Source organism: Paraglaciecola mesophila KMM 241 (genome assembly GCF_000315015.1).
In the GTDB taxonomy this organism is placed as follows: Bacteria; Pseudomonadota; Gammaproteobacteria; order Enterobacterales; family Alteromonadaceae; genus Paraglaciecola; species Paraglaciecola mesophila.
Map to the genome: position 1 here is coordinate 118,490 of NZ_BAEP01000007.1, position 19,495 is coordinate 137,984.

The 19,495-nt window shown below is 44.3% G+C and carries 13 protein-coding genes; 4 read left to right on the forward strand and 9 right to left on the reverse strand.

Annotated features, from left to right (window positions below; translation table 11 throughout):
- Positions 1–11: 11 nt before the first annotated feature.
- Together GMES_RS02890 and GMES_RS02895 are read right to left on the reverse strand one after the other, a co-directional pair.
- Positions 12–2,264, reverse strand: coding sequence for an alginate lyase family protein (locus tag GMES_RS02890; RefSeq protein WP_006991071.1), 2,253 nt, complete (start codon positions 2,262–2,264; stop codon positions 12–14).
- 252 nt (positions 2,265–2,516) lie between these two features.
- Positions 2,517–5,555 (reverse strand): TonB-dependent receptor, encoded by a 3,039-nt coding sequence (locus tag GMES_RS02895; RefSeq protein WP_006991072.1) that lies wholly within the window; start codon positions 5,553–5,555, stop codon positions 2,517–2,519.
- Between the two features lie 666 nt (positions 5,556–6,221).
- Between GMES_RS02895 and GMES_RS02900 the strand changes: the two genes are divergently transcribed.
- The 4 genes from GMES_RS02900 to GMES_RS02915 all read left to right on the forward strand — a co-directional run bounded on the left by GMES_RS02900 (position 6,222) and on the right by GMES_RS02915 (position 11,529).
- Positions 6,222–7,679: a mannitol dehydrogenase family protein gene (locus tag GMES_RS02900; protein WP_006991073.1), complete on the forward strand. Its 1,458-nt coding sequence runs from the start codon at positions 6,222–6,224 to the stop codon at positions 7,677–7,679.
- A gap of 42 nt (positions 7,680–7,721) precedes the next feature.
- The gene (uxuA, locus tag GMES_RS02905) at positions 7,722–8,921 is read left to right on the forward strand and encodes a mannonate dehydratase (protein ID WP_006991074.1); all 1,200 of its coding nucleotides are present in this window, start codon (positions 7,722–7,724) and stop codon (positions 8,919–8,921) included.
- Between the two features lie 135 nt (positions 8,922–9,056).
- Positions 9,057–10,298, forward strand: coding sequence for an Nramp family divalent metal transporter (locus GMES_RS02910; protein ID WP_006991075.1), 1,242 nt, complete (start codon positions 9,057–9,059; stop codon positions 10,296–10,298).
- 154 nt (positions 10,299–10,452) lie between these two features.
- Entirely contained in the window at positions 10,453–11,529 is a 1,077-nt protein-coding gene (locus tag GMES_RS02915; protein WP_006991076.1) for a class I mannose-6-phosphate isomerase, read from the forward strand.
- Positions 11,530–11,620: 91 nt separating this feature from the next.
- Here GMES_RS02915 and GMES_RS02920 read toward each other — a convergent pair whose 3' ends face one another.
- The 7 genes from GMES_RS02920 to GMES_RS02950 form a co-directional block, all read right to left on the reverse strand.
- Entirely contained in the window at positions 11,621–12,694 is a 1,074-nt protein-coding gene (locus GMES_RS02920; RefSeq protein ID WP_006991077.1) for a polysaccharide lyase family 7 protein, read from the reverse strand.
- A gap of 71 nt (positions 12,695–12,765) precedes the next feature.
- Complete coding sequence (locus tag GMES_RS02925) at positions 12,766–13,254, reverse strand: gluconokinase (protein ID WP_006991078.1); 489 nt, start codon at positions 13,252–13,254, stop codon at positions 12,766–12,768.
- A gap of 22 nt (positions 13,255–13,276) precedes the next feature.
- On the reverse strand, positions 13,277–14,515 hold the full coding sequence (locus GMES_RS02930) for an Nramp family divalent metal transporter (protein ID WP_006991079.1): 1,239 nt from the start codon (positions 14,513–14,515) through the stop codon (positions 13,277–13,279).
- 98 nt (positions 14,516–14,613) lie between these two features.
- On the reverse strand, positions 14,614–15,048 hold the full coding sequence (locus GMES_RS02935) for an RbsD/FucU domain-containing protein (protein WP_006991080.1): 435 nt from the start codon (positions 15,046–15,048) through the stop codon (positions 14,614–14,616).
- A 31-nt stretch (positions 15,049–15,079) separates the two neighbouring features.
- Positions 15,080–15,841 carry an SDR family NAD(P)-dependent oxidoreductase gene (locus tag GMES_RS02940; protein WP_006991081.1) on the reverse strand — a complete coding sequence of 254 codons (762 nt, stop codon included), beginning with the start codon at positions 15,839–15,841 and terminating at the stop codon, positions 15,080–15,082.
- Between the two features lie 140 nt (positions 15,842–15,981).
- Positions 15,982–18,252 carry a polysaccharide lyase 6 family protein gene (locus tag GMES_RS02945; protein ID WP_006991082.1) on the reverse strand — a complete coding sequence of 757 codons (2,271 nt, stop codon included), beginning with the start codon at positions 18,250–18,252 and terminating at the stop codon, positions 15,982–15,984.
- Positions 18,253–18,335: 83 nt separating this feature from the next.
- Positions 18,336–19,463: a polysaccharide lyase family 7 protein gene (locus GMES_RS02950; protein WP_006991083.1), complete on the reverse strand. Its 1,128-nt coding sequence runs from the start codon at positions 19,461–19,463 to the stop codon at positions 18,336–18,338.
- Between the last annotated feature and the right edge of the window lie 32 nt (positions 19,464–19,495).

Below are 19,495 nucleotides of genomic sequence, written 5' to 3' on the forward strand. Positions count from 1 at the left end.
CAGGTATATAATCAAGACCCTGTATATAAATAGGGGCCAGTCCAGCTGAATTCTTTACCTTTTACCTTAAGCTTGTGTTGTTTGCTTTTAGCCGCGTCTTTGTTCGCTAAAATAAACAGGCTTCTAACGCCTTTAATACTTTCAATCGATACAGCAGTATATGCGTCATCATCATGCACTATGCTCAGCTCGGCAATGCTACTGTCAGAATTAACTGACAATTCTGATACGGGGCTGTAGCTGCCATGTGGTTCGACAACGGAAGCAAAAGTGGTATTCCCGCTGCCATTTCTGCGCAGCATGAAAGCGGCATCTCTGCGTAAATTGAAATCTGGATCATTTGCACCTAACCGAGTCAGTAATAATTCATCAGACTCCTCTGTGGCTGAGGTCAAAGTGTAGTACTTTCCATCGCCTAACCAAGAAAACTGCGTAGTACTTGAAGATGGCTTACCTTTTCCCTCTAAGTACAGATGTTGATAACCATTTTGCTCACCTAACGGTTTGAGGGAGGTAGGGGAGTTATACTCAAAATTGTCGCTCAATACTTGTCCCATGTAGTAAAATGGTAGGTCGTATTGGTTTTTACTGTCAGATTTAACCTTCATAATATCCAGTAAAAATGGCTTTTCGAAATCTTCGTTTTTAATAATGGCCATTGTACGATGCATTTGGGTACCTGGGTAAGCGTTGCCCTCTGTTGCACTAACAACTTGCACATCATCCTTTGTGTCATCATAAAAATAGAGGTCAGAGTGATGCTCACTGGCAATTTCGTACTTGCCGCTGAAGTGCATCTGCTCGTTTATCGACAGGGTGTTATGGGCAATAGTGGTTTTAGCCCAGGTTTTATTCTCTTTTAAATAATTGCCACCGCCTTTCTGACCGATGTTAACAAATCGTGCTAGGCCATAATCTTGTAGCACTTCATCGCCACTTTCATAAAGGGAAAATGAAAGTTTGTCGTAATGACCATGACTCAGCCCTTGAGCAGCATATTTAAAAACTAGGGTTAAGTCTTCATTGCCATGGCGAAGTACACCCACGCCTCCCTGATCACCTTCTTGGCCGTCACGCAAGTTAATAGAATTTTTCACAAAAGGTTGGGTTTTTCCATCTCGAATCCCCATGGCGACTGCCAAGCCAGACTGGTCAAGCAGCACTTGGTTTTGCTTCTCGGCAATACTTAATAGTTGCGGATTTTGCTCACCGTATTGATAGGCAATATCAACTGCAGTTACCAACGCAGGCGTGTAGTAAGACATGCCTTTTTGACCATCATTGAGCGGGAAGAACTCACCATCTGCGTCGGTTAAATTTAGCAGTGCATCCACGCCCTTAAGCAGCACATTATCTTTGTGTGAAAACACCTTCATTTCAGGTTTAACATGATTCATGGCTAAACCGAAAATCAGGAAAGGATACATGGCGTAGCGCTGATAATATGGGCCTTCAGTATAGTAACCATCAGGTGAAAAGGGGTCTTCCAAATTCGCTAAGAACCCAGCTTTTTGACCAGCCATTTTAATAAAGCCGCCGTCATTATCCCGGCCACCCAATTCAAGGCCATCATCTTCGATACCGTATAAGGCTCTGTCTAGCAGTTCTTCATCGTCCATCACAAGGGCGATCATACCTACAGCGGCGTTCCCCCATGTACTGTGATTGTGCACTCGGTTGTAAAACTGTGGATTCTCAATGGAGATAAAATCCGCAAAAGGGCGAAACAGATTATTTTCGAGTTTGTCTCGTTCTTGCTCTGAAAGGGTATCGTAAATAGCGTCATAAGCCTGAGCCATATACACCAGCCAGTTACTGTCATTTAAGCACTGCCAGAATAGTTTACCGCGAGCATATGAGCGTTCTTGTGGATGAACAGGCAAATCTACATACATAGTTTCGTATTGAAATAACATATCGCGAATGTATTTTGCGTATTTGTCGTCTTGCAATATTTGATACAGTGCGCCGGCTTTTTGCGCGGTTAAGAAATTAAGTTTGTGTCTTTGATGGGTGTAGCCACCAGAAAAATCTTTAGGGATGGGGGTATCGATGCCTAAGGCAATTTCAGCATCCACTTCATTCTTTACACTTTGTACTGAGGCATCAAATAAAGGCACAGCACCTAAGTTTTGTCTAACTTTTTCAATGCCTGATTTGGTCATAATCAGATTTGGATGTTCTTGCGCCTGCGCCTGCAATGCCAAAGGCGCATTGAGTGCAGCTGCCACCAACAGTAGGGCAGTGATTTTCATTTTCTTCATCGCTATTTTCTCCGATTAAGTAGATGTTCTAGGGGGAATAATAGGTTAATTCAGCGGATTAGCGGATGCCTATCCGAGCAGTATTGTGTTTATGTACTTCCTTCACAACCGGATGCTTTATGTTACAACTGCAAGATCCGAAAAAACGTGTCAAATCGTTGAGTAGTGAATAACAGCTAACCCCAGCATTATGCTGGGGTTAGCTTTTTACTTGCTTATCACTGTTCTTGTTTGAACTTTCGTTCTAACAATTTAGAAACGATAACTTGCACCAAAGGTAATACGACGATCTGTTATACCCTGAGCACAAAGTAAAGCATCTTCGTTCACACAAGACTGAGTAATATCAGACTCGGTTAAGTTAACGGCTTCAACACCCAAGTTTAATTGATCGTTCACATCATAACTGATACTGGCATTAAGCTGTCCTCTGTCATGTGTTACAACTGGGAAACCTAACGTTGAGTTCAAGCTTGCGCCCGCTGCAGTATCTTCAGTACGGAACGCTTCACGCCAGGTGTAGCGTACGCGAGCTGATACACCATACTTTTCATAATACAGAGTAAAGTTGTAGGCATTCTCAGAGAAGTCGAGTAAGCCTCGCTCTGAGGTTACTTTTACGAATTGACTGTCGTCGTAAACACCGTTTATTGCATTAAATACATCTGTACCTCGAGTAGCTGAAGTATAAAAAGCAGAACCACCATCGAACTCTTGAATGGTGTAGTTAGCTAAGATACCAAAACCAGAAGCCCAGCCTAAGTCGTCCTCGAAGCTTGAAAGGTCATACTGAAAGGCCATTTCTACGCCAGATTGAGTGGTAGTGGCGGAGTCATTGAAGAATGTTTCAACATCAACACACAAACCCGTTGTATTTGGGTCGCCTAACACATTAGGTTGAGCCGCAGGGTTATAAATACCACCACCAGAACAAGCAGGGTTATTGTCGCGCAAGCCATTTGCATCAAGAGTCGCACTTTCTAAGTTAGTAACAAACAAGTTGGTACGGTCTTTCTTGAAATAACCGATACTGACAACCGCAGCTTCTGCAAAATACCACTCAGCTGACAAATCAAAAGAGGTTACTTCTTCTGGCTCTAAGCCCGCATTACCAATTTCAACTGATTGATTCTCGTTAGTACCGAATGAAACAGACGTGTTTAAGTCGCCAAAGTTAGGGCGTAGAATATCTTTACCCCAACCAAGACGCAATACGACGTCTTCGGCAACATCTGCAACAAGGTTTAAACGGGGTAGTGTATAACTATAATCGCCTTTGTTTGTTACCGCAGAAACAACACCATTTATCTCGGTGTTACCTATAGATTCAATGTCTGTTTCTACATGGCGCACACCGATGTTACCGCGGAGCATTTCATACTCAAAATTAGCTTGTGCATACAGAGCGTGAGTTTTCTCTTCGATGCTAAAAATCTCAGAAGAGTCAGGTACTAAGTTTGCTAAATCTTGATTACCGCCGTGGGCAATTATGGCCGACTCAAGTATCTCCAAGGTTCCATCTCTATCACTGAACGCACGGTCTGGGTCGACAATCAAGAAGTTACGGAAAGCTAAATCTCTACCATCGGCATCACCAAAGTGATCAGGCCCTGCGACCAATAACTCTGAAAATAATGAACCATTTGGACTGTCGACCAGTTTACTAAAGCCACCGATACGGTCAGAGATACTCACGGAACTGTGTTCAGTTTTATTATAGCGATAACCAAAATCAACAGAGGTAACAATGGAGTCATCTATGAAATAAGTAAAATCGGTACGAAAAGCATCTTCTGAATTTTCAGTTGTACTGCGCGTCAAATCGACTTGATCCAGCACCACGTTATTGGGATCTAACAAATCAGCCACAGTGGGCGCAAATGGTGAAGCGAAATCTATACCAAACGCCAAGGAGTCACCGGTTAAGTCATATATGAACGGTACACTATTGTCATTACTGGTGTCTGCGGTGGGGTTACCGTCTTCATCAAGGTTATCCAGCGGTGTAAGCGGATTCGGGTTTATAAAGTTTAACTGGGTATTTAATGAAGGGGTTTCTGTATCAGAGCTTGCGCTTGAAAACTCAAAACTTGCGAACAAGTTTTCACCCTGCCACTCACCACCTAATCTAAATATTTCAGTGTCTGTGATCCGCGCGCCTGTATCACTGTTAAAGCGAAGGTTTGGATCGTCATCATCAACACCCAAGTTAGGCTGAATTGTGCCTCTCACTGCGGCTTGAATGCTGCCTAAGTTCACACCATCAAGAGAGCCAAAATTAACGGTTTCAAACTCAGTTGGTAAACTATGATTTAGTACACTGCCAACACCAGATGCTTGTACGCGTGTACTATCTTGACGACGCTCTTGGTCAGTAATAACCGCATCGAAGAAAAATTTCATGTTGTCGTTCGGCGCAAATTCAAACGTCGTTGCAATATTGGTTGTTTCGTATTCGAAGTTTTCCAATTCTTGATTCAAAAATTGAATGCCAAGGAAATCAAATGATTGGGCTATAGGTCTGTCTGTTGCTTGATCCTCCAACTCCCCGCTTCGAATAACATCTGCATTCACATTTTCAACTAAGCTGCCATCACGGTCGAGGCGCGGACGAAATGAGGTAGCTTCTTGTTTGGTATAACTACCGCTGATTACAAAACCAAATCTACCGGAATCAAGCTCCCAGTTATCCCCGTATGCACCTGAAACCCTTGGCTGCACACCGTCAGTTGTTAGGCTGCTGTCTTCACCTTGCAAGCGAATAGAACCTAGCGTTTCTGTTAATTCCAGTGGGCGGATAGTACGTAAGTTGATCGTACCACCGATTGAACCTTCGGTTGTTTTTGCTTCCGGCGCCTTCGTTATTTCTACACCTGCAATAATAGCAGCTGATAAATCTTCAAAATTCATTCCGCTACGTCCAGTACCTGAGCCAACGGTAGATGCACCGTTAATTTCGACTCGGTTAGCATTGCTGCCTCGAATCTGCACTCCGGTACCTATACCTGCGGTTCTGGTAATTTGAATACCTGTTACGTTTTCCAGTACCTCAGCCAAGTTTTGGTCTGGTAACTTGCCGATGTCTACTGCTTCAATGACTTCGATCAGGTTATTTGTTTCACGCTTTTCTAGAAGAGCACTCGTAAGTGAACTACGTATACCTGATACAGCAATGACTTCGACGTCCCCCTCTTCAACTGGCTGAGCCTCTTGAGCAAGAGCGGATGAAGCGAAACTTAACGAAGTAGCTGATAACACCGCTAAGGTAATTTTAGATAGTTTGTGTCCCATTTGTGTCTCCTAGTGCAGCGAATAAAGGATTGAGTGGACCCTTTTACACCACATTGTTAATTTTTAGCTTTTGCACCTTGCAACATCAAGATTACATAAGGCCTGCAAAACGCTAACAAGGTTGTTACAAAAGTATTCCATAAAAACAAATTGGTCAACCCTTAATCATGTATGTAAGACTAAAGTAGGTTTAGTTTGGTAAGGCCAATATGTTCAAATATATATTACCTGTTAACATGACTAGTTAAGGTTGTAGTTGTTATTCAATATAAATCAATGGCTTATATTGATTTCGGTAGTGAGCATTAATTCTTAATTTAAGGAAAGAGTAGGGTAAATCCGAGCTATTTAATTTTTGGTTATATCCTATGCACTAGACATTAATTTTGAGATGGTCATAATGGTTTTGTTAACATTTGAGTTTGTGTTGGTCTTATTGGTAATAATATTAAGTTCCAGTAAATTATAGTCACAGGATCGTTTTGGGGTGAATTTTTTACCGACTCTTTGTCTGCCGATTAAGTATTTCGCGCAAAGAGGGCGAAAGTTATGAAAGTGATACAGAACTCTATCTGAAGTGAGTCTTTGAGAGAGCGAGCACTCAAGCGTCTAAGTTAGGTGCTTTTTACGCTAAGACCATCTAATGCAATCTGAGAATGAGAATTGATGAATATAGAACGACTAAGTATTTCTTCCATGCTAAATGTGGCTGACAACGTTAAGCAGCCTCACTATGCGTTAGGTACTATTTTACCCTGCATTGTCCACTTTGGCGCAGGTAATTTCCATCGAGCTCACCAAGCCGCATATTGCGATGCACTGCTTAACCAAGGTGAAACTCGCTGGGGAATTACAGGTGTCTCTCTTCGCTCGCCAGGAATGCGTGACAACCTTGCCCCCCAGAACTATTTATATACGCTAGCGATTTTAGGTGAAAAAGAGACTCGTTTTCGTGTCATCGGCGCCATTCAAAATCTGTTGGTAGGGCCTGAAAATCCTCAAGCGGTAATTGATTTATTGGCGAGTGAACCAACCCAGTTGGTTACGACTACTATTACCGAAAAAGGCTATTACCTTAAAAATGGTGTTATTGATCCTGATAGTACCGATATAGCCAACGACCTAGCATCGCTTGCTTCACCTAAAACTACCTATGGTTATTTAGCCGCAGGCTTAATTAAAAGGGCCTCCCGAGGGGATGGACCAATAACGGTAATGTGTTGCGACAACATGAATGCGGGTGGTGAGCGCCTGCGGGATGGGGTGCATATGTTACTGGCTAAGCACAGCCCAGACACTGTCAATTGGGTAAAAAAGAATGTCGCTTTTAGTGCGTCGATGGTAGATAGAGTCACCCCAGCAACAGATGAACTATTGAAAAGCGACGTTGCGAAAGAGCTTGGTGTTAGGGACGCCGCTCCGGTTGCCACAGAGCCATTCACTCAGTGGATTATCGAAGATAATTTTGCAGGTGACCGCCCGCCATTTGATATGGTGGGTGCGCTTTTTGTAGACGATATAGCGCCTTTTGAACGGGTTAAATTACGCTTCCTCAATGCAGGCCATTCCATGCTTGCAGCGCTTGGGTATTTAGCTGGGGATCGCTTCATCCATGAAGCGCTTAAACGCCCAATATTTGCTCGATTTACCGAGCAAGCACTCAAACTAAATGTGATGCCAGTGACCGCTGTGCCAGATGGCCTTATAGCCGAGCACTATATAGCCCAGGTATTCGCTCGTTTTCGAAATGGCAACCTTCCCTATGCAGCTTTACAGGTGGCTACGGATAGCTCACAAAAAATCCAACAACGTTGGTTTCCGAGTATCGATGATGCGCTCAAGCAAAGCGGTGATACCAACTATTTAGCTTTCGCGGTGGCGACATGGGTATGTTTTATCCATAAGGCATTGGTGAGAGGCGACCTTAACGATCCGTTAATTGGTGAGTTCATAAGTTGTTCATCAACCGGTGCTTCGTCCGACGTTTTGGCATTTCTTACCTTGGCTGGAGCGAACAAGTTTAGCTTTTTTAGCCACATGGGCTTTATGGCGTCAGTACACGAATACCATGACTATATAAATGACATGGGTGTCGAACAAGCAATCGAGCATTGTTTCGAATAATAAACTTAACAACCATTTTAAATTACTTAACTGAGAACAATTATGCGTGAATCCTGGAGATGGTTTGGGCCGAATGACCCCGTCACCATAGACGAAATAAGACAAACCGGCGCCACAGATGTCGTTAGTGCGCTTCATACCGTTCCTACCGGTGAGGTTTGGAGCATCGAGGCTATACATCAGCATCAAGCCTTGATTGAAGAATGCGAGCAAGGGCTAGCACCGTTAAAGTGGAGTGTGGTTGAAAGTATCCCCGTCCATGAAGACATCAAGTTGGCGCGACCAGGTCATGAAAAATACATAGAAAACTGGATCCTCTCCATGGAGAATTTGGCAAAGTGCGGTATTAAAACTATCTGCTACAACTTTATGCCAGTTATTGATTGGACTCGTACCGATCTTAATTTCAAGTTGCCATCAGGTGCTTACGCTCTGCGTTTTGATCAGAAAAAATTTGCCGCTTTCGATTTGTTTATTTTAAAGCGCGAAAACGCACAAACTGAATACAGTACAGAAGAGTTAAACGAAGCTAAGCGCGTTTTTGATGAAATGTCAGAGCAAGAGAAAACCAAACTGACCAATAACATTATCGCGGGTTTACCGGGGCGAATGACTGACAGTTATGGAATAGACGATTTTCGCGCCATGCTTGCCAATTACAAAGACGTTAGCAGTGATGTGCTTCGCAGCCATTTGTTTGCGTTTCTATCTAAAGTACTGCCTCGGGCTGAAGCCATGGGCGTTAAGCTTGCCATTCACCCAGACGATCCCCCTCGTGACATGCTAGGCCTGCCTCGGATCATTTGTACTGCTGATGATTTAGAGTTGTTGTTTGCGGCGCTGCCTAGTGAATCAAACGGCATAACCTTGTGTGTGGGTACCTACAGCAGCCGACCTGATAATGATTTACCTGCAATGGCTAAACAGTTTGGCCCGCGTATTCACTTTTCACATTTACGTGGTGTGAGTCGTGATCCCGGTGAACAGCGTTCGTTTTATGAAGCCAGTCATCTGGATAGCGATATTGACATGGTGCAGGTCGTTAAAGAGTTGCTGAATGAAGAAACGCGTCGTTCAAAAGAAAGTGCTAACAGCTTAGGCATTTTCATTCGCCCAGATCACGGTCACCAAATGATGGGAGATATAGGCAAAGCCGTTAACCCTGGATATTCAGGCATTGGCCGGATGAAAGGTTTAGCTGAAGTGCGCGGCGTTATTCGTGCTTTGTCAGCTTTGAAATAAGGAGTTTACAGAATTGGTAGATGCACGCATTGACAGTGCATCAGCAAAAAAGACGAATTATGTCGGTCGTGGTAAAGATTAAATTCGTCTCTTTTAATCGTCCCCTAATAATAATACCAAACGGTACGAACTAATATGAGCAACATAAAGACGTTTTTTAAATCACTACTGCCCGGCATATTTTTGTTTGGGTTTACTGTGGGCACGGGCAGCGTGACCGCCATGGCAAAAGCAGGGGCTGATTATGGCATGTCTCTTTTGTGGACCATCTCCATCTCCTGCGCCATCACCTACTTTCTAATTCAGCTGTTTGGCAAGTTTACCCTCGTCACCGGTTTAACTGCATTGCAGTCCTTCAAAAGACATATACACCCAGCGGTCAGTATTTTCTTTATTGTGGCCCTTACCACGCAAATTTGCGGAAGTGTGATAGGCGTAATGGGTATTCTTGCCGACGTGTGTTACGAATGGTCAAAGAACTTTGTTGAAGGGGGGGTATCCCAGCTGTACTTTGCACTGTTTTTTATCGCTTTTGTGTACGTGATTTTTCTAATCGGTAAAACGGAAGTATTCGAAAAGGTATTGGCTCTGTTCGTAGGCATCATGGCGTTATGCTTTTTGATTAACTTCGCGATTTTAATGCCACCCGCAATGGAAATATTCCAAGGAATGGTGCCAAACGTACCGGATACAGCGCCCGGCAAAAGTTCATTTTTGGTTATTGCCTCTATGGTGGGTACCACTGTTTTCTCAGGACTGTTTATACTGCGCACCATTCTGGTAAAAGAAGCGGGTTGGACCATGGCTGATTTGAAAACTCAAAACCGCGATGCGCTGTTCTCAGCTTTTTTAATGTTTATTGTAAGCACATCAATAATGGCAGCGGCAGCAGGCTCTTTGTATATACAAGGGATCACCTTGGTCCATGTAACCCAAATGATCAATCTTCTTGAGCCTTTAGCGGGTTCTGCAGCGGTAGCGATATTCACCATTGGTTTGATTGCGGCAGGTGTATCGTCGCAGTTTCCTAACGTCGCTTTACTGCCGTGGTTGTTAGATGACTTTCACGAACGTAAGCCTAATTTGAAAAGACCAAGCTATCGCATTATGGCGCTTATCATCTCTTGCTTAGGGTTAATTGTGCCGATTTTTAACGCAAAGCCAATTGCGGTGATGGTCAGCTCTCAAGCATTTGGGGCCTTGGTGTTACCGGCGACCGTTGGTTGTATTTTCTACATCGGTAATAAGAAAGCACTAATGGGGAAACATAAGTTTTCCATTATCACCAATATCTTGTTATCGCTAATATTTATCTTTGCGCTAGTGATGAGTTACATGAGCTACAACGGCATTCTTTCTACTTTACGAGCGATGTAATTGTACATCGCTTTGAGCGCTTATTTACCATGTTAATTGAGCCATAGTGCTCAACTAAAGACTTTTTATTCTGAAGCTATTGAGCTGTATTTTTTTAGATTTTCGGTTGATGAGGTCATCTCTCATTTCCGATACCAGTAATGGAAATAATTTTATGAATCAGATTTTTAAATTCAATGCGAATCGCGTATGGCGCACCTATCAAGGCGGTAAACTGCTCGATACTATCGAAGGAAAAGAATCCCCCGAGGATTCAAGCTTTCCTGAGGACTGGATCGGGTCCACGGTTGAAGCGCGAAATGTCGGGCGAGAGCACATCTCTGAAGGGCTAGCCATGGTCACTAGTGACGACGGGCATACTGTGCCGTTTCGCGATTTGCTAACCCAAAACAAAGATTATTTTTTGGGGAAAAGTGGTGACACAGAGCGTACGCTTGAGGATATTCCGCTGGTTAAGTACTTAGACAGCGCAACGCGATTGCATTTTCAAGCGCACCCAACACGGGAGTTTGCCCAAGAACGTCTGGGTTTACCACGCGGTAAAACAGAGGCTTACGTTATTCTACAAACGCGCGAAGATGTCAGCGAGCCTTATATATACGCGGGCTTTCAGCGCCCGCCTAGTCGTGCGCAGTTAAAACAGTGGATAGAAACTCAAGATATCAAATCGATTGAAAGCTGTTTCGATCCCATTCCAGTTAAGCCGGGGGATGTGTTTCTGCTTCCTGGCGGCCGCCCCCATGCATTAGGTGAGGGCATATTGATGTTGGAGATCATGGAGCCTTCTGATCTGGCGGTCAGATTTGAGTTTGAGCGTTGCGGATACGTAATTCCTGAGCAAGCCAGATTCATGGATAGGGGAATTGAGACCGCGTTAGACGTATTCGATTTTAGCCCTGTGCCCCCTGAGCAAGTGGATACTGAATTTCGTTGTCCCCCCAAAATGCTTAGCACTGATGAGCAAGGTAATACCTTAGAAGAGCTGATCGGCGCAAAAAATACTGCTTGTTTTACCGTTAGGCGCGCCACCATGAATGGCACGTTCAAGCGCAACGAAGAGGCCTTCTTCTATGGTGTGGTAACACAAGGCTCGGGTACGTTGCGTATTAGTGATGAAGTAACAGAGTTGAAGCAGTGGGAGCGCTTCTTCTGTCCGGCGGGTGTGACCGAGTTTGAGTACGAATCCGCGGCGGGTATGTCGATTCTAGAATGTTATCCCGGTAATACTTAGCCCGATTTACAATGCAAAAAGCCATCAAATTAGCGCATTTAATGCCGGCTGATCCGATGGCTTTTTTGCTGTTTGATTTCTCTGTGCTTTTTTATTTTTGCGGTTCTTTAGCAGGTCCAGCTACTAAACGGGAGAATGTCACTTGAGCATAGTCGCCATTTTTCATATCTGTTTGCCAATCACCTGTGCCTAAACACGCTGGGTACCACATGCCTGGGTCGTCTTTAATGCTGCACTGATCGTAGGCCCCCGCTTTGAAGAAATTAGCATCACCGGTATAACCATTCGGGTGGTCAAGCTCATCTACTTGGCCATTGGCGTCGATATTATTGGCTAGGTTTATCTCAAATTCCTTAGTGCCAAGGCGCTCACTGGTGAACGTTAAATACATGGTATTGTGATACACGTTCACTTCGTAGCTAAAGGATTCGTCTAACGCTATGCCTTGCTCACCCGGGTTTGTCGGTTTATCCCATGGGGTGCCCCAAACCAAATAGCTTATATCTTGTCGGTCTGGGTTTTCTTTGGCTAGATTACGCTCGTAATTCCAAAAGACCGAACCGTATTTATGTTCTGGCCATTTTTTATAGTAGATTTTTAGCGGCTCGTTTCCATAACCATAGCCTTTACCCTCAGCAACTCTTTCTTTGTCCTTGGTGGCATGAATCTGACCTACCACCACAGAGAATGCAGGGGGCTTATTTGGGTACTTAGCGCGTTTCGCCACATGATTCACTGCAAGGCTAGCTTGTAAGTTGCCGCCAATTTGACCGTACTTCTGTGCGTCTTTGTTATTTTGCAAAGCAAAGTTATCCGCAAAGCTGTCGTTCTTGGCATCCATGTCAGCAACCACTTGGTGTAGCTCACTGCGAGTATTACTGGAGTTCGGTGTGGTAAACGCTCTATTTGGTGTTGCAAATACCATATTGCCATCACCATTTAGATAAAAGAATTCAGGATGCTGGTAGGTTTGTATTTCCTTCGCGCTTATCCCATCAACTTTCCCATCATTGTTACTGTCGGTGGGAATGGTAATTTTCCAATGAGTTAAATCGAATTTGTCGGCCGGCACTAATGACGTTTTTGCATTTTCTTTATTGGTAGCATTACACCCTGCTAGTGTTAGCAGGCTTAAGGTCATCAGACCTAGTGTTTTTGTCTTCATTCTGGGTACTCCTTTATTTTCTGATTCAATTTAGCGTTTGCTGCTTATTTGCTGGGTCCTCATAACAGGATTTAAGAGTTAGTTAAGCGCGCTACGATTGATTGGACTATATCTTCTGGTGGAGGCTGTATATCCACGACTGAAACATTATCGGGTAGCTCTAATGTATTAAGCTGTGATTCGAGTAATTTAGGCTCAAAGAAGTGGTCTTTACGTGCGCCTAAGCGTTCAGTAAGTAGGGCTTTTGAGCCATGTAAAATTATCCACTCGATAGGGCTGGCGCATTTTGCCGCCAGTGTTTCTCGGTATGCCGCTTTTAATGCAGAGCAAGCAAGCACGGCCCCTTCTTTACGCTCCCAATTAGCCAATTGAGTGGCCAGGTCCAAAAGCCATGGCTGACGGTCTTCGTCATTTAACGGCTTGCCACTTTGCATTTTTTGTACATTGGCCTTAGGGTGAAAATCATCCGCGTCATAAAAGGGAAGTGCTAGGGCGTCAGCTAGCATCTTACCTATGGTTGATTTCCCGGTTCCTGAAACACCGCAAACAATTACAATCATGATTTACCCTTATTATTCTTAATTACTCTAATAAGCCAAGAATACCGTTAAATGAAATCAAAATTGAAAACATAAACGCTAAGCCTAATACGATATTGAGTAAGTATCCCGCGGCATGCTCTCCCATCATCTTCTTCTTATTGATCATTAAAATGATCCCTAGAATAACCAATGGCAGAACAAATACATTAAAGACTTGGGTCAATAATTGCCCTTTAACAGGGTTAAAACCAAATACCGGGATTGTGAGAGCAAATAACGCAGCGATACCTGTGATGATACGAAACTGCGTAGACTGGGTGTCTAATTTACCCGAGCGGTAATCTTCAATTAACAGCGGGGCAATCAACATATAAGGGAACACTGACGACAAACCCGCTGCGAGCGTACCGAAAAAGAATACCGTTAAGGCAAATTTACCTGCTATGGGTTCAAGGGCATTAACCATATCCAGTACGTCTGTTACGGGTTTTCCTTCATGAAATAAGGCCCCTGCGGCGACGGCCATAACTGAGCCGCTAATAATAAACACCAGTACTGCAGCAACAATCGCATCTTTCTTTTGTTGTGCTCTGTCAGCAATACCCCAGCCCTTGCCCTGAATAAACAGAGGCCTAGACAGGAAAGTAGCAGAGGCCATGGTAGTCCCTACAAACGCAGCTACCATCATTTTTCCGCCGACTACATCGGGTATAACAGGAATGAGTCCGCGTACAACTTCTGCGGGCATGGGGTGCACAACAAACAGTGACAATATAAAAGATAACCCCATGCAAGACACAAAAATCACCAGTATTTTTTCAAATAATGAGTACTTACCTATGAGTAATATTGCATACATAATGCTGATCACAAGCACGGCTATTGTTACTACCACGGCATACTTGTGCGGGACCACAGCGGGGAAGTACAGGGCGATCATTTCAAATAAAATATTGGAGGAAATCCCCAATATACCGGTCAACGAATTCCACTGACCAAAGGAGACGCCTATGATAATGAGAATAGCAATCACCTTACCGAATTTAAGGTGTTTCTTAAAACTATAAAGCGCGGTTTCTCCTGTTACCAAGGCAAAATTACCGTAGGCATATATAAGCACCCCTGAAAATAAGCAGCTTAATAATAAAACCCATAACAGCTGCATGCCAAAGGTACTACCTGCGACAATCATTGCCGTAACACTGCCAGTACCAATGGTGTAACCAATGGCTAAAAATGCTGGACCAAAACTCAGAATAGCTCTCATGAATGCTGACACTATTATTCCTCAAAATATGAACATAAATATTGTTATTTGTAGGCTTTCATCGCCTGCTATAGGTGCTTCTATCGCGCTTTTTTATTTAGCGTTAACGATTAAAAACGACTCTCTTCTGCCATTTTTACTACCCCAACTGTCAGGATTAGGTTGGCAAATCGGCGTTGTTCACCGGTTTGAATTATCAAGGTGGTCGCTGGGTCACGAATTTTGTCGTAGAACGCCCAACGCTCCATGGCTTCCCATGTCACATCGCCTAATAGAGCTTGGTATGCCGTGTGAATTTCGGCATTTGCCTCAGGGGGCTTTTCCATCACGATAGCACCTTGCACTGGGCACACTGCTAATATGCCCTCAAGTACACTGAGAGCATCTAATAAGCCGGGGCGAAAATTCAAATGCACAAGTGTTGAGTTAGGCCCGGTCATGGCTCCCACGGGTAAATTACCGTCGGCAATAACGACCTGAGCAAAATGACCTGAACGTCCAAGAGCCTCTAAAATTGTGGGGTGTATAACTGCGGTTTTAAGCATGTTTTACTCGTATCAATGTGAATAACCACGTTTACATGTTGTAAACGCCCCCGTTTATGTCCAGCGTTGCCCCTGTAATAAAGCCATCATATTCTGACGCTAAATACACCACGGCTCGCGCTACGTCATTTGCATTACCCGCTCGTTGTATAGGAATACCTGCGATGGTTTGATCCGCCGATTCTTTGGTGGTGTGAGTATTGTGGAATGAGGTACCTAAAATAAGCCCAGGCGCCACGGCATTTACACGGGTACCTTGCGGCCCTAGCTCAGCAGAAAGGGCACGGGTTAGAGTTAAAATAGCGCCTTTGCTGGTGGAATAGGCTAATGAGCCTGCATGGCCACCTTTACGACCAGCCAGAGAGGCCAAATTCACGATACTGCTGCTTTCATGCTTTGCTAAATAAGGGGCGGCTGCGCGGGTCACAAACATCATGGAGGTTAGGTTTATGTCCATAACTTTGTGCCAAAACTCGGCATCCATATCGTTAAGCGAGCGCCTTGCCACCAAAGAGCCCGCATTATTAATCAATATATTGAGGCCCCCTAGGGCTGCTGCTGTTTGTTCAATTAAGGCGTTGGCGTCTGTTTCATTGGTTAAATCGCCCTTGATCGCAATGGCTGTCTGGCCCTTCTCTGTCGCGTATTCAACCAACTGATTTGCGCTATCACTGCTAGAAAAGTAGTGAATAGCCACATTTGCACCGCTATCAATCAGGTGCTTGCTGATAGCTTCGCCGATGCCTTGTGCACCCGCTGTAATAAGTACGTTTTTTCCAACAAGTTTTGTCATATCTAGTGTTCCTGAATCTTTAATTTTTTGCTTTTGCTTTTGCTTTTGCTTTTGCTTTTGCTTGAGGAGAGGGCAGAGGCATTAGGCTAAAATGAATTCAACCTTATGCTGACCTGCCCTTCTACGCTTAACCCGTCAAGTTAGTTGTAGGTCACATTCGAGCTTTTAAACTCATCATTATTGGCGCGGATTGTGTCAGTGTTTTTCATCTCAACATTGTCAATCACTGTGATGGGGCCGCCATTAGTCAAGTACAGCTCTAATGGAGCGCTGTTATCCCAATTTGTGTCAGAGATATTTAGCTTTTGCACACCGTGAAAATACATAGACGCGCCTGATCTATGCGTAGAGCCTTTGCCCACATTCGTCAGGGTGTTGTCGCTGACGGTGACCATTGGGCCAAACGTGCTTTCGTCAGTGCCGCCGCGATATACTGTGACCACTTCTTCTTTCACATTGGTGAAGGTGTTACCCGAGATCACTAGGTTTTCAACGCTGTACACACCTAAATCATCCACCTCACGGTTTAATTGCAAAATGGCACCGGTAATGTTGCTAAATTCTGAATCGATGATTTCAATGGAGTCAGCAAAGGTGCCGGCGTTGGCTTTAAAGAAGTAAAAATAACCGTTCACATCCAAGTCGGTCACTTTCACGTTACGCACCGACAAGTTGTAGTTAATATTCATCGAGTAGCCACTGGTGCCTATGATGGTGTTACCCTTGTAATCAGGAGATTCAGCGCCGTCAAACCAAAGGTTTTCAACTTCTAAGGCACCGCCATTTTCGATATTAATGAAGTTAGGTTTTTGTGAGCGAATAATCGGCTTTTTGCCTTCTTTAGCCATGATTGTGACGGGGTGGTGCACTTCGGCAAACTTGGTGAGTAGGTAATCAGCGCCATTTTCAAGCACCAGCACGTCCCCAGCTTGGCTCATTGCTAGAGCGCTGGTAAGCGTATCTGTACCTGCTTTTACGTGAATGGTTTTACCGCTTTGAAATGCAACCAAAGCTTCATTTTTAGGATAAAAATCAGCACCTACTTCTTCTTTTGTTACTGGCAGTTTCACTTCACCAAAACCAATTTCATCGAGTAATGCTTTATCGGGAGATTTTAAGCCATATTGGTTAGTCGTAACCGAGTAAGGCGTGCTAGCAAAACCTGTTTTAATGGGGGTACTGGCTTCCTCGTTTAAATAATTACCTTCGAAATTAATCCCTGACATATCGTCGTATAACGTAAAAGGTTCAAGGTTAGACTTACCAAGTATTATGTTGCCTTTAAATTCAGAGGTTGAAGGTGGGGCAGAGCGTTCTTCATCGGCACCTGCACCAAGTTCAATATGGTCGCTGTCGATCACAATGTTGTTGTTCATCGCTGAATCAATTACCGGATCGTAGCGATTTGGTGGCGAGTTAGGTACGCCGTTCATAATCACTAACGCGCCGCGTAAACGTTTACCGGTTAGCCCGTACATATAGTTGTTACTCACGGTTTGGCTTTCGTTAATAATGCGAATGCCGCCGGTATTGGGTTTACGGTTACCTAAAAAGTAATTGCCTTCCACCTTGGTGAAATGGCCATGGCGCATAGTTAACGTGCCTTGGGTTTCAAAAAAGACATTTTTGATAAGCGAATTGCCGCTGGACTTATTGGAGATGATTTCGTGCTCGCCGTTTGTGCGGTCAAAGTAATTGTACTGAGCTGTGGTATTCGAATACTCGCGAGAAAAATGACTGGTGCCGATACGCAGGGTTTCACCGCCATTGGCGCCGAGTATTTGTCTAGGACCAAAGTAATTGTACTCAATGATGTGGTGATTTTTGCGACTGGCTTCAGAGTTCATTCGCACGGCAACCGTTACTCCGCGGTTGCGTTTGTTCACTAACGAGTTGTGGTCAAGGCGATTATGCTTACCATACATGGCCACCCATAAATCAGACATTTGACGTAAATCGGTGCTGAAGTTATCAATCACTGTATTGGTCACACGTGAGTGATTTGCGACGTCTTCGTTCGATGTGCGAAACGAGATGACTTCGCCTGTTGGTGTTGCACCGTTTTTAAACACTAAGCCTGAGATCACAATATACTCACCAGAAAAGGCAAGGTTAGATTGCCCTGTGATAATGACTTTGCCCGGCGTTTGCGCCTTCAATGTTATGGGCTTGTCAGGCAAACCTTTACCTTTTAGCACTAGCTCTACATCATTCCATGAACCATTTGCGAGGACGATTTCATCACCTGGCTTAACGGAGGATACAGCGTCATTGAACTGTTTGATGTTCTCAACTAACGCAGCGTGACTTAATTGAGAAAGCGTCAGTAGTGGCAACGCCAGCGCGAGTGCTGGTAATCTTATAGATCGTATTAAAATGGATGATAAACGGCTGTTAGACACTGTGGACATGTTACTTATACTCCTGATTTTCTTTTGTACGCCTTGCAAGCAAAAAGGCATGGCAAGTAATGAGTTCAGTTCTGTTTTAATGGTCACTTATGTGCCCCGGTAGTGCCTCGAACAGGCGTTGCAGGGCTAACCACTAATGAGGAAAATGTGACTTGGGTATAGTCACCATTGGCTAAGTCTGTTTTCCAATCGCCAGTACCGGAACAACCTGGGTAGCGAAAGCTAGGGTCGTTTTTCTTGGTGCTACATTGGTTATACGCCCCCGCTTTGAAATACAGCGTTTCGTCTTGGTAAGCCAAAGGATAATCCGCTTCGTCGATATTGCCATTTGCGTCGATGTTATCCGCTAAGTTAATGTGTTGATGAACCGTGCCGTGTTCGATACTGGTGAACACCAGGTGCATGGTATTTTCAACGATGTTTACTTCGTAGCTGAACTCCTCACCTAATGCGATGCCCTTGTCACCCGGGTCGCTAGGGTCATCCCAATTACTGCCCCAAACAGGGTAAGCAATATCAATACGGTCGGGATCGTTTGTGGCTAAGTTTCTCTCGTATGTCCAAAATACCGACCCTGTTGAGTGGTTTGGCCATTTTTTGTAAGAAATTTTTAGAGGTTCATTACCCCAACCATATCCCGCTTTTTGCTGCTCATCGTCCAATTGGAAGGCATGAACTTGCCCGATGACAACAGAATAAGCGGGAGGCTTATTTGGGTATTGCGCATTTGTTGCTACGTGGTCAACGTGTAAGGTGGCCTCTAATTTCCCGCCAATAGCGGCAAACTGCTGAGCATTTTTATGTGCCGCTAAAGCGAAGTTATTCCCCGATGCGCCCTCAGGAATAGACGTGTCTTCACCCCGAAGCATGTAGCGTAATTCGCTGCGCGTATTGGTTGAGGTGCGCTCTGTGGCCGCTCGATTCGGTGTAGCGAACACCATATTATTTTGCCTATCAAGGTAGAAAAAGTCTGGATGGGAGAATGCCTGTAAATCCGCCACATCATAAATGTCAGACACTTGGTCGCCGTCTTCATCAAGCGGAACGGTGAGATACCAATGGCTTAAATCAAACGAACTCCCAGGGGCTTTTTGCGATTCTATCGAACTTGTTTGATGCGGTTCAGTGGGTGAGGTTGACTGCGTACCACCACAACTAGCTAATAACACACATGTAAGAGATGTAGCTAGCACAACGCTTTTATTGGTCATATATTATCCCGCATTTATCGACTCGTTTAAGA